Below are 12810 nucleotides of genomic sequence, written 5' to 3'. Positions count from 1 at the left end.
TTTATTTTTTTTAGAAAGCACGGGTATCCAAAGGAACACCCCATTGCGGATTGTATTGTAAGATGAGGTTGGAGATCGGGAGAATGAAATCATCCGAATCGATCGCTCCCTCATAAGATTGTGATCCTACCGTATGCGTGATATTTGTTTTGGACCAGGGCTTTCCTGCATCGAGCGTTAAACGTTTCAGGTCCAGGAAGCGTTTGAAGTGTGCGAGTGGCAGCTCCCTTCTCCTTTCTTCCAATACGAGTTTGATCACTTCATCCTGTGTACCGGCAGTGAGGTCAGGTGTACCGGTCACGTACCTGAACTTTCTGAGCGTGTTCAGGTCCTGAATGGCTTTATCCAGTTCATTCGTTCTTGCATAACCTTCTGCGCGCATCAGTAATACCTCAGGCCAGGTGAAGCCGGCAGTCACCTGTGTTTTGGAACCCCGATAATACTGCACCTGGTTGCCATCATCATAGATTACGCCATTGTAGGTTGTTTTGTAACCCGGCGCCGTGAGGAAAAAGTATTTGTACCGCAGGTCGGTAGCCTGATCGAACAGGGCTTTGAACTCAGCGGAAGGATAAGAGTTGGAAGAACGGCCTGCGCCATTATCTGTACTTCTGAACAGCAGGATCTCCCGGTTATTCGGTTGTGCGAGCAGGTTATCAGGGCCTTTCAGTTCGCTGGTCACCGGATTGGCAGGATCTGCCCAGAAGAATGTATTGTAATCATAGATCAGTTTGGCCGCATTGCCGCCGGAAGCTGCATTCCAGGCCAGGTTGCTGTAGTGCACCACACTGTCGAACTTTCGCGTGAACAGGTGATAGTAGGCCAGCAATGCCCATGCAGCATTCTTGTTGGGACGTGAAGGCCAGCTGGTAACAGTTGGCGCATCCGTCAGTACATTGTGTATGTCATTGAGCACTTTCGAGTATACTTCTTCCTGCGTGGACAGCATCGGCATAGGCGCACCCATATCCGAACTGGTGAGGTAAGGGATCGTTTTTCTCGAATTATCACCACCCGGTTTGTATACAGGTCCATACACCATTGTTGTGATAAAATAAGACCAGGCCCTGTTCACCGTTGCCTGCGCTACTACCTGGCGTGCATATTCATCCTTCGAATAATCGCCCAGCCCTGCAACTCCATCTATCACGTTATTGAAATAGGCCATACTGCGATAGGTGCCCCAGTCCCAGAAATAATCGGAAGTGTTGGGATTCTTGAATGGCGCCCTGAAAAGATAACTGTAATACCGGTCGATATTCGGATGGTTATTGGCTTTATAACTGACCTCTCCGATACCTTCAGACAATGCGAGATTATCAGTAAAATAGCCCAGGGTGCTGCCTGTATTATTATCGAGGAATACCCATTGAACGATATTGGTATTATCCAGCAGTTTGTCGAAGTCGGCAACATCTGAAGGGATCAGTCTTCCCTTCGGCTTCACATCGAGGTATTTATTGCAGGATGAAAAGCCAATGGCCGTCAGTAATAAAATTATTGTGCAATATTTTGTTCTCATTGTATTATGCTTTTGATCAGAGACCCAGTGTGATGCCTATATAGAATTCAGGACGCAGTGGCAGCGAAGTGAATCCCTGCTCAGTGAAAGCGCCCGTTCCGCCTGTTGTATTGATCTCAGAAGTTTCAGGATCCCTTCTGTTGGAGTTGGCAGTGATCATGAACAGATGCCTTACCTGAAGTTGTAATCTCACATCAGAGAAACCTGCTTTGTTAAAGAAGCCATTGTTCATATCATAACTCAGGGTGATATCCCGCATCTTCAGGAAATTGGCGCTTTCCACCAGCACATCGGAGTATGGGAAATAGAACATATCCATATTCCAGGCCGTGAGTTTTGGATAGATGGTATGGGCTTCATCGCCAGGTTTCCTCCACCTGTTGGCCACGTTCTTGTTGATATAGTTGGATCCGGTGAACGCATCTTTACGCAACACATTTCCCATCTTGGCGATCAGCATGAAACTCAGATCGAATCTTTTATACCTGATGGTATTGGTAAGACTGAACGCATGCGGCGGCCTCAGTGTACCCGAGTAAACCAGGTCTGCAGCCTGCACATTTCCGCCAACCACTTTCTCTTTTCCATTATTATAGAATTGTGCGATTCCATTATTATCAAGCCCTGCAAAACGATAGCTGAACAATGCATTGGCCGGGTATCCCTGCCTCAGAATAGAACCGGAAGTAAGCTGTGTTGCATACTGGTAGTTCACATTATAGTTCACCACCTTGTTGCGGTTATAGCTGTAGTTCACCAGCAGGTTCCAAACGAGATCCCTTGTTTTCAGTACATCGGTATTCAGGCTCACTTCGATACCGTTGTTATTGATCTGGCCTACGTTCTTGGTCAGTGATGCAAAACCACGGGTTGGATCGATGGCATCGCTGGCCAGCAGGTCTGTACTCTTCTTGAAATAATAATCAACGGACAGGTTCACGTTCCCTTTCGCGAAGCTGATATCCGTTCCCAGGTTGATGGTATTGGTGCGCTCCCATCGCAGTGAATTATTGGGAGGTGAAGTGATGCTGTGCGAAATACCACCGGTGAGATTGGAAAAGCTTCCGGCAGTAATGATCAGGAAGGGCCCTGAGTTCAGTGAAATATTTCCATTCACACCATAGGATCCACGCACATACAGTTTGTCGATCCAGGCAACATCAAAGAATTTCTCCCTTGAAATCTTATATGTACCACCCACTGACCATAAGGGTTTGTAACGGTATTTTGGATCGGTGCCGAAGAAATTGGTTTGATCGATACGAACACTGCCGCTTACCAGGAACCTGTTATCGTATTCATAGGAACCATTCGCATAGAAGGAAACGAAACGGTTATCCCTGAAAGCATAGGAGCCATTGTTGGCGGTAATCTTTCCGGCAGAGCGGTACATATCACTGTTGTAGATGGTGGTGCTGTAGTCGGCATAGTTGAAGGGCACAAAAGTTCCCGCAAGATCATTGTAACCGAACCTGGTGGGCATTGTGTTATTGTCTACGATATCACGTCTTACTTCGGACCCGCCCAGCACCGCGATCCTGTGCAGTTTTCCAATTCTTTTATTGTATGTCAGCTGCGCCCTGATGGTGAAGTCTTCGTTCATATTGCGAGACTCATTGATCATATCGCCATCAGGTATATAATGTTTGGAAGGATTGGAGATGGAAGTGGCATCGTTGTAAGCAGCTCTGAGACGGTATGATTCTTTGTTGTACAATGTTCGCTCCATCCTGCTGCCTCTTGTCCATAATCCGCCTGTTTCCAGGTTAAGGCCCGGGGCCAGTGAAATATTGATGGAGCCTCCCATCCTGATCTGGAAATCTTTGATACTGGTATTTTCAAGCGCCAGGTCTTCCAGGGGATTGTAATGAAGCGACTTCATATTGGTGAGCGCTCCATAACGGTCAATCGATTTTGGATTGGCATAAAATACATCCTGCGGATCACCTGTTGCAGGGTCCACCACCATATCATACGGTTGCAGTACAGAAGTGGATGTATACGACAGTATATCCTGCCAGGTGCGCACAGGTTTATCTTCGTTGTAATAATTCACGTTGGCGAATACCTGCACGGATATTTTGTTGTTGGGCTTCCAGATATTCTTCACATCAAAGATCACCCTGGAATCATCTGTACGCACCACGTTCCGGTTATTGGCCATGTATTTCAGTGAAGCAACGGTCCTGTTCTTTTCGCTGCCTCCTGAAAGAGAAATATTGTGCTGCTGTAAGAACTGTTTCCTGAAGAGATTGTCCTGCAACTGGCCGATGCCATCGTTCTTTTTCAACTGTTCGATCTCCGCATCATAAGCCTCCTGTGTGATCCAGTTCTGTGAGCGGGCAACACTCAGGTAGTTCACCCTCGACAAAACCTGGTAGTTATTATAGGAGTTGAGAAAACTGTTGGGATCCTGGTTATAAAGATCAAGCTCGGCATCCACATAATCCGCAGCAGATGTCCTGTTGAGGTAAGAAAGCTCAGGCCTCAATACCATGCCCACGCTGCCCCTGTATTCCACACTCATTTTGCCAACAGCTCCCTGTTTGGTAGTGATTACGATCACACCATTGGAAGAGCGCGCTCCATAGATGGAAGCAGCTACCGCATCTTTCAGTACAGTGATGCTTTCGATATTGTCTACGTTCACACTTTCCAGTCCGCCTGTGATAGGAAAACCATCCACTACTATCAGCACATCCCTGATGCCTGCGCTCATGGTAGACACACCCCTTACTTCGATGGCCCCTTCTTTGGTGACCACCACACCTGCCGCCTGCCCTTCAAGTGCAGCAATGATATCCGGTTTCAATTTGGAACGGAGGCGGGTTGGGTTGATGGAAGAAAATGCGCCAGTGGCCCTTTCCCTGGAAATAGCCTGGTAACCGGTGTTCACTACAGTCACTTCCTGAAGGTCGGCGGCTTTTTCAGCAGCCAGCCTGATCTCGATATTCCTGTTACCATGCAGTGAGAGTTCCTGCGTGGTGAATCCTATGGCGCTGACAGAAATGATGGCATTGGCCGGCACGCCTTTCAGCACGAACCTGCCCTGTTCATCGGTGGTTTCTCCCATTCTCGTTCCCTTCACCATTACGGAAGCGAAGCCTACGGGAATTGATTTTGCATCGAGAATACGCCCCAGGACGGTGATGGTTGTATCGATCATTATTACCGGCGCCACCGGTGTAACCGGAGAAATGCCGATAACATTCTTGTTCAGGAGCCTGTATCGCATGCCCAGTTCAGGCAGGATGCGCTCCAGCACACGCACCAGTGGTTCATCTTTTGCGATCACATCTATCTTGTGTGTGATAGGAACAAGACTGGTGCTGTAAGAAAAACGATAATCAGTTTGCTTTTCTGCAAGACGGAAAAAACGTTCCAGTTTGATCTGACGTTCTACAATAGTTACTTTGACGTTCTGGGAAAATCCATTCGCGGACACATGCAGCGTAGAGGCTACCATTATAAAGATTGTCCATTTCATCGCTCGTAAAAGTTTTTTCCTGATACTGCGGTGAAATCCGGCCTTTGGCAGGTCTGATCTCATAAGCAGGAATGCATGCTGGTCCAGGTCAAAAAACGGACCTGAGGTGTTGCAATTTTGCATACCTTTAGTTTTGATTTTTGGTTAATATTGGAAACAGCTATGTTCTCAACGCAAAACTGTTTCGATATCTGAAAATCGGGGATGTTAGCGCATCCCCTTTTTTATGCACTCATTTTTTCTCAGTATAGTATGTACAAGCCATTGTTCTCCATTTTATATTTCAGCATTGGGATCGAGTATTGAATGGCCTCCAGTACTTTCTCCAAAGTTTCTCCCTCATAGCTTCCCGTATACAGGAGATTTTTCAGGGAGTCGTTCTCAATTCTTATTTCGATCCCGTACCATTGCTGCATTCTCGCTGCTGCTTCGAGCAGGGTTTCATTATCGAAAACCAGCTTGTTCTTTGTCCAGGCAGTTTCCACCACTTCATCGAAGATCTTGTTTACATGGATGCTGTCGATCCTTGCCGGTATCATTCTCGTTTTCTTTGCGACCTGTACTGTTTTATCTTTTTCCACCTCACTGGTTTTGTTGATGATCATCTTCTGCATCGGCTTCAGCAGGTATTCTCCAGACAAACCGGTGTCTGTTTTTATCCTTACCTGGATGGCGCCTCTCACCAGCGAAGCCACTTCCGTTTCTTCCGAAGGATAGGCCCTTACATTGAATGCCGTACCCAGTACTTTTACTTCAGATGCTTTGGTATGGATGATGAAAGGTTTCTTTTCATTGCTTCTGATATCGAAATACACTTCACCTTCCAGTGTAACCTCGCGGTCAGTTACATCGAAATCTTCAGATAGAGACAGGGTGCTTCCGCTATTGATGATCACCTGTGAACCATCCGGCAGCCGAACACTCTTGCGTTCTCCGTTCCTGGCGGCAAAGACCCTGTGCTGATCAGGTTGCAGGTACAGGTAGATACCACCTGCCAATACCAGCAACAATACCGCTGCTGCTGCGTAGTATCTCCATTTTCTCCAACCTGTAATAACAACAGCGCCGTTCATCGAATCACTTTTGTCTAGCTGCTTCTCCATTTCCATACTGAAGTTTTCACTCATTTGCCTGTCCGGGAAATCCGGCAGCACCTTGTACAGCTTGTTGTAAATGGCTTTGTAATCGTCATCGTTCATGTCCTTCAATTCTTCCAGGAAAGCACGCAGCTCCTCCTCCGAATAATTGCCGGTGGCTATTTTTTCAATAATTGCATCAGTCATATCATGCCTGTTAATGTATAGTTCGTTCGAGCAGACGGAAAGTATACCTTCCGGGATAAGATTTTTTTCAGCAGTAACTGGCAGCGGCAAGCAACAAGGGTAAGAACCAGTCGGGATTCTTCCTGAGCTGCTCTTTTACCGCTCTGATAGCGGTATATAAATTCTTCTTCACCGCATGCGTAGTGATCTGAAGTTGTGCAGCGATCTGGTCAAGAGAAAGATCTTCAGACATCCGCAGATCGAAGATCTGCCGCTGCCTGGGCGGCAAAGCGGCTATTGCTTTCATGGCATATGAATGGTACTCGATATACAGCACATCCTCTTCCGGTGAAAGAGAACTGCTTTGGGAGAGCTGTTCGAGGTTACCTGCCGCTCTTTTTTTGACAGCAGACTTCCTTCTGAGATCAATCAGTTTGTTCCTGGCCATCCGGAAAAGAAAGGGTTTGAAATTCCGGATAGCAGGTAATAGTTCCCTTTTTTCCCAGATAGAAAGGAATACATCCTGTATGATCTCTTCGGCATCATGCCGGGATTCACGCGTGAGTGGATACAGCAGCCGGTACAATAGAGGGGCGTAGTGAGAATAAAGGCTGGAAAAGGCAGTTCTGTCGCCGTTTACACAGCGCCTGATTAGTAATGGTTCGTCAACAAGCTCACTTTTCATCTTCATATTTTAATCCCTTTCCTTCAATTGGGCTTAGCAAAATAAATTCCTGGCCCTCAAATAACGAGGAACAGGAAGGTTTGATTATGAAAGATTGAATGCAGTTAGTAAGAATAGTAGCCTGTTGCAATAATACAATTTTGTAAATTCATTTTCTATGGAACAATATGAATTCATTATTGTGGGTGCTGGCGCAGCCGGACTGATGGCTGCAAGGGAATTGGCAAAAGCCGGTAAAAAGACCCTGTTGCTGGAAGCAAGGGACCGCATCGGAGGACGAATACATACAATCTCCGTTGGGGACAAAGATCATATTGAATACGGGGCGGAATTCATTCATGGTGATCTCCCCCTTACAAAATCATTACTGAAGGAAGCTGGCCTGGAATTTCATCAGACCGAAGGCTCCTGGTGGCAATTCAGGAACGGAGAGCTGCAGCAAAGCCAGGAGATCATTCCAGACTGGGAAGTATTCACCGAAAAACTGAGATCATTGCAGGAAGACCTTCCCTTGCTGGATTTCCTGGAGCTATACTTCAGCGATCCCCGGTATACAGCATTATGTGAAGCGGCCGTCCGCTTCGCTACCGGCTATGATACAGCCGATCCGGCGGACGCAAGCACGTTCGCATTGCGCGAAGAATGGCTGGCGGAAGAGGATAGTCCGCAATACAGGATCAACAAGGGTTATCGCAGCCTGATGGAATTCCTCAGGGATGATTACCTGAAACATGGAGGACAATTATTATTATCAACTCCCGTGAGGGAATTGCATTGGGAAATGCAGCCGATAAAATTGATCACAGCCTGCAAGCAACAGTTCCTGGCACAAAAAGCCATTATCACTATACCGTTGAATGTGCTGAAGGCGACTCTCTCATATGAAGGGGCCATTCAATTCTTTCCTGCCATTACCGAATATATGGAGGCAGTACAAAAGATAGGCATGGGCGCCATCATCAAGATCCTGCTACGCTTTGATCATCCATTCTGGATAGAGCAGGAAGAAAAGCTCCACAACCTGCAATTCATTTTGTCTGAAGAACCGGTCCCCACCTGGTGGACACAATTCCCGCAACAATCTGCTGTACTGACCGGCTGGCTTGGTGGGCCTCCTGCAAAAGAATGGGCCAATGCTGGTAAGGAGCGATTGCTCAACCTGAGTATCAATTCCCTCGCAAATATTTTCAACAGGGATGCCACTGAATTGAATGCCATGCTCAGGGAATCGGAAATCATCGACTGGACTTCTGATCCTTATACACTTGGGTCTTATACCTACGCAACGGTAGAAACGGCAGCCGTGATGGATTTCCTGCAACGGCCCATTGCTGATACGATCTACTTTGCAGGTGAAGCTTTTTACAAAGGACCATTGATCGGCACCGTGGAAGCAGCATTGACGAGTGGAAAAAAAATTGCAGAGAAAAGCAATATGCCTTAATGCTGAATGCCCGGCATCATAATCTTGCTGTCCGTTCCTGATAAAAATTATACTTTTAGGCTGCTGAACCCGATTTCCAGCATTGATTGCATTGTTTCTAAATATTTGCACAATTGAAATGGACAACTCCTGACCGGTTTTATATCCGCATCGCCCTGTTTCTTTTACTTTTTGCTCAGGGCAGCAACCTGCTCAAAGCACAACCTGTGCAATACAGGTTCAACACCATCGGGCTCAACCAGGGATTATCCAATAATCGAATCACCGCCATTATCAAAGACCAGCAGGGTTTTCTCTGGTTCGGCACAGCCGCAGGCCTCAACAGGTTTGACGGTTATACATTCAAAGTTTTCCTGCATAAAGAAGGCGACAGCACCACCATCAACGATAATTTCATTGACAAGGTAGTACACGGTCCTTTACAATCACTTTGGGCATATACTCCCAAAGGCTGGAATAAATTCGATCCGAAAACTGAAAAATTCGTCTCCCGGCCCAAACAGTTCCTGCAGGCAATAGGCATTCCCCATGAATGGTTCTCCACCATCGTTCCTGATAAACAAGGCGGATTCTGGTTTGTTTTTCCTCATGACGGAATGTACTGCTACAACGCCACCACGGGAAAAACAGATCATTACAATGATCAGATGGGAACATCCCCCCTCTACTCCAATAATGTAACCGCCATTGCATTCGATAGCGAAGGAAATTATTGGGTGGCTTATGAAGAAGGTGTATTCGAAAAAAGAAACGGTAAAGACAATCAGTTGATGCGAAGGAATAAATCCTTGCTGCAGTCTGCCCGCGGCAATGGCCAGCAATATCGCATATTCATTGATAAAGAAAATGATGTCTGGCTGTATGTAGCCAATCAAAAACATGGTGCATGGTGGTACCAGCCGGCAACAGATACCGTGGTGCCTGTGAACAGCAATTCCGTGCAGTTGAAGCTCAATAACGATATCGTTAACGGTATCATTCAGGACCACAGGGGAAATATCTGGATAGCCACAGATCACGGAGGCATCAACCTCATCAATAAAAAGAACGGATCTGTAAACTATCTATACAGCAGTACAGGCGGCAACAGCAATAATTTCGAAAATGCCATCAACGCTATTTTCAAAGATGAACTGGGCACCATCTGGATGGGAACTTTCAAAACAGGTATCAATTACTTCAATGAAAACAAATCCTCTTTTTTACTTTTTCAGCACGATGCAGCAAATGGGAAAAGTCTTCCTTTCAATGATGTCAATTGTTTTGCAGAAGATAAAAAAGGAAATCTCTGGATCGGCACCAATGGTGGAGGGCTTCTCTATTTCAATCGCGCCACCAATACATATCAAAAATACCTGAACAATCCCGCGAATAACAACAGCGTTTCCAATAATGTCATTTCCAGCCTGTATCTCGACAAAGAAAACAAACTCTGGATCGGTACTTATTTTGGTGGGTTGAATTGCTTCGATGGTAAAAACTTCATTCGCTACAGGCATATTGAGAATGACAGTTTCAGTCTTTCAGATGATAGTATCTGGGAGATCTATGAAGACAGCCAGGGCCGCTTGTGGATTGGCACCCTCACCAACGGGCTTCAACTGTTCAACCGGAAGGAGCAAAAGTTCTATAGTTACCGTACGCAACGCGCCTATACAGTCAGCACCAACTCCATCATCGAAGACAGGAGTGGGAATATATGGGCCGGTGGATCGGCTGGCATTGAATTATACGATAAGCACGCAAAGCTCATCAGGACCTTTACCTATGATGAAAACAATCCCAACAGTCTAAGCAATACCACTGTGCTGGATATCCTGGAAGATAGCAGCGGCCTGATCTGGGTTGGCACCAGGGATGGGCTAAACCTTTACAACCCGCAGCTGGACAAATTTACCAGGTATCGAACAGAAGATGGACTTCCTCATAATACCATTCTGAGGATCTTGAAAGATCATCACCAAAACCTTTGGATCAGTACACCCAACGGTATTTCCAATGTCAGCATCATCCGCAATGGAAGCAATATGGCTCTCCAGTTCAGAAATTATGATGAAACAGACGGATTGCAGGGACGTGTTTTCAATGATGATGCAGCATTTGTTACAAAAGCAGGCGAGCTGGTATTCGGTGGCAGCAATGGTTACAATATTTTTTTTCCACCCACCCCTGTTACAAAGACTGTCCACCCGCCATTGGTGTTCACCGATCTGCAACTCTTCAATAACAGTGTAGAAACAGGAAAGCAATATGGCGGCCGGATCGTGTTATCAGAAACGATCGCAGCCACCCGGGAACTGGTGCTGCGGCACGACCAGAACGCATTTGCCATCGAATTTGCAGCACTCCAGTTTGTAGATGCAGGGAAGATCAAATACATGTACCAGCTAAAAGGATTCAATGATACCTGGATAACCACCGATGGCAATAACCGGAAGATCAGTTTCACCGGATTGAATCCCGGCACATATACTTTATCGGTAAGAGCCCGCAATGAAAATGGTGTGTGGGTGCCCGGTTCTGCCGATCTGCAAATCAGGATACTCCCCCCCTTCTGGCGCAGCGCACTTGCATATTGTCTTTATGCTTTATTGATCATTGGTTCTTTATTGTATGGAAGATACAGGATCATTCGCCGTACCAAAATGAAATTCAAAAAAGAACAGGAAGATCTTGAAGCAAGACGAAACCAGGAATTGAATGCGATGAAGATCCATTTCTTTACCAATGTGAGCCATGAATTCAAAACACCATTGGCATTGATCATCTCCCCTATTGAAAAATTGTTGCAACAGCAGTATCCCGAAAACGAGAACAGACAGTTCCGCCTGATCCACCGCAATGCCCGCCGCCTGTTGAACATGGTGAATGAACTGCTCGATTTCCGCAAACTTGAATTGAGTGAACTGAAACTGAATAAAAAGCCAGGCAATATTTTCCGGTTATGCAGGGATGTTTTCGATTCTTTTTCCGATATCGCCGAGAGGAAGACTATCGATTTCACCTATCATGCTGATGAAGCCGACCAGATCATGGCTTTCGATGCCGATAAAATGGAAAGGATCCTTTTCAATTTGTTGTCCAATGCTTTTAAATTCACTCCCGAAGGCGGCGCTGTTTCTTTACAGGTCAGTAAAATACCTGGTAATGAAAAAGCATTCATTGAAATAAGAGTCAGCGATACCGGCATCGGCATTCCGGCCGGCAAACTGGAAAAAATATTCGAACGTTTTTTCCAGCATGAAACCCCCAGTTCTATCATCAATCAGGGTAGCGGTATAGGACTGAGTATCTGTAAGGAGTTTGTAAAACTGCATGGCGGAACCATTCATGCCGAAAGCAGCTTGAATAAGGGTAGCGTATTTATTGTAAACCTTCCCGTGCAGTTACCGGAAGACATTACGGAGACTGCTCCGGCCCCCGTTCCGTTAGCGCACAAAGGGAATAACCCCAACAGGAAAACCATCCTCCTGGTAGAGGACAATGAAGATTACCGCTTCTATATTAAGGACAATCTGAAAGAACATTTCACCGTCATCGAGGCAGCCAATGGAAAAGAAGGATGGCAGAAAGCTTTATCTGAACACCCCACCTGATCATCAGCGATATCAACATGCCCGAATTGAGCGGCATAGAGCTTTGCCAGAAAATAAGGAACGATAAACGGACTTCCTTTATTCCATTTATTTTACTGACAGTACTGAGCTCTGAATTCAGCCAGCTGGAAGGGCTCGGCACCGGAGCAAGCGATTATATTACCAAGCCTTTTAATATCGAACTCTTACTATCCAAGATCCGGAACCTGCTGGCGCAGCAGGACAAGTTCAGGGAAACCTATCAAAAGCAGGTGACCGTTGCCGCTACAGAAATTATCCCTGTATCCACCGACACGGAATTTGTTCAAAAAGCCCTGGCGCTGGTGGAGAAGAATATGTCGAACCCCGATTTCTCCGTAGAAGAACTGAGCCGGGAATTACTGCTCGGCCGCCCTACTCTCTACAAAAAACTTTTTAGCCTCACCGGCCAAACTCCTATAGAGTTTATCCGCTCCATCCGTTTGCAAAGAGCCAAACAAATGCTCGAAACAGAAAAATGGACGATTGCCGAAATCGCCTACGAGGTTGGTTTCAACGACCCGAAATATTTCACAAAAGTATTCAGAGAGCAATTTCAGGTAACACCATCTGCATACCAGGAAATGCATAAAGCCCAGGGCAAGGAGAATAAGAATTCGTGATTTCTTATTGATTTTTAATCACATAGAAATAAACGGGAAACATTTCTCTCCCTATTTTGTGCAGAATTTCGCCCTCCCCCGGAACACCCGTCATTAATTTTGACCAGTTCTATCCCCTGGCTTTCAACAGCCGATAACAGGGGTTGCAACTGTTTTAAACTATCATTCTAACT

At 46.1% G+C, this 12810-nt stretch carries 7 protein-coding genes; 3 read left to right on the top strand and 4 right to left on the bottom strand.

From position 1 onward, the window contains the following. Positions 1-10 precede the first annotated feature (10 nt). The 4 genes from FSB84_RS15995 to FSB84_RS15980 form a co-directional block, all read right to left on the bottom strand. On the bottom strand, positions 11-1522 hold the full coding sequence (locus FSB84_RS15995; protein WP_130538940.1) for a RagB/SusD family nutrient uptake outer membrane protein: 1512 nt from the start codon (positions 1520-1522) through the stop codon (positions 11-13). Between the two features lie 16 nt (positions 1523-1538). Next, on the bottom strand, positions 1539-5132 hold the full coding sequence (locus FSB84_RS15990) for a SusC/RagA family TonB-linked outer membrane protein (RefSeq protein ID WP_130538939.1): 3594 nt from the start codon (positions 5130-5132) through the stop codon (positions 1539-1541). 119 nt (positions 5133-5251) lie between these two features. Further along, the gene (locus FSB84_RS15985) at positions 5252-6292 is read right to left on the bottom strand and encodes a FecR family protein (protein ID WP_130538938.1); all 1041 of its coding nucleotides are present in this window, start codon (positions 6290-6292) and stop codon (positions 5252-5254) included. A 67-nt stretch (positions 6293-6359) separates the two neighbouring features. Continuing rightward, entirely contained in the window at positions 6360-6956 is a 597-nt protein-coding gene (locus FSB84_RS15980) for an RNA polymerase sigma factor (RefSeq protein WP_158643940.1), read from the bottom strand. Between the two features lie 157 nt (positions 6957-7113). Here FSB84_RS15980 and FSB84_RS15975 point away from each other — a divergent pair, with 157 nt between their 5' ends. The 3 genes from FSB84_RS15975 (at position 7114) to FSB84_RS15965 (ending at position 12637) form a co-directional block, all read left to right on the top strand. Then, positions 7114-8400: a flavin monoamine oxidase family protein gene (locus FSB84_RS15975; RefSeq protein ID WP_130538936.1), complete on the top strand. Its 1287-nt coding sequence runs from the start codon at positions 7114-7116 to the stop codon at positions 8398-8400. A 113-nt stretch (positions 8401-8513) separates the two neighbouring features. Continuing rightward, positions 8514-11996: a two-component regulator propeller domain-containing protein gene (locus tag FSB84_RS15970; protein ID WP_147122203.1), complete on the top strand. Its 3483-nt coding sequence runs from the start codon at positions 8514-8516 to the stop codon at positions 11994-11996. A 26-nt stretch (positions 11997-12022) separates the two neighbouring features. Next, positions 12023-12637 (top strand): response regulator transcription factor, encoded by a 615-nt coding sequence (locus FSB84_RS15965; protein WP_158643939.1) that lies wholly within the window; start codon positions 12023-12025, stop codon positions 12635-12637. Positions 12638-12810: the final 173 nt, after the last annotated feature.

This window comes from Pseudobacter ginsenosidimutans, from assembly GCF_007970185.1.
Lineage (GTDB): Bacteria > Bacteroidota > Bacteroidia > Chitinophagales > Chitinophagaceae > Pseudobacter > Pseudobacter ginsenosidimutans.
Note: the sequence above shows the minus strand (reverse complement) of the source record. Positions and strands in the feature narration are given on the sequence as shown.

Bases quoted from the DNA above. Each gene is read 5' to 3' on its own strand.
- FSB84_RS15995 (WP_130538940.1), bottom strand. From the start codon at position 1,522: ATGAGAACAAAATATTGCACAATAATTTTATTACTGACGGCCATTGGC.
- FSB84_RS15990 (WP_130538939.1), bottom strand. From the start codon at position 5,132: ATGCAAAATTGCAACACCTCAGGTCCGTTTTTTGACCTGGACCAGCAT.
- FSB84_RS15980 (WP_158643940.1), bottom strand. From the start codon at position 6,956: ATGAAAAGTGAGCTTGTTGACGAACCATTACTAATCAGGCGCTGTGTA.
- FSB84_RS15985 (WP_130538938.1), bottom strand. From the start codon at position 6,292: ATGACTGATGCAATTATTGAAAAAATAGCCACCGGCAATTATTCGGAG.
- FSB84_RS15975 (WP_130538936.1), top strand. From the start codon at position 7,114: ATGGAACAATATGAATTCATTATTGTGGGTGCTGGCGCAGCCGGACTG.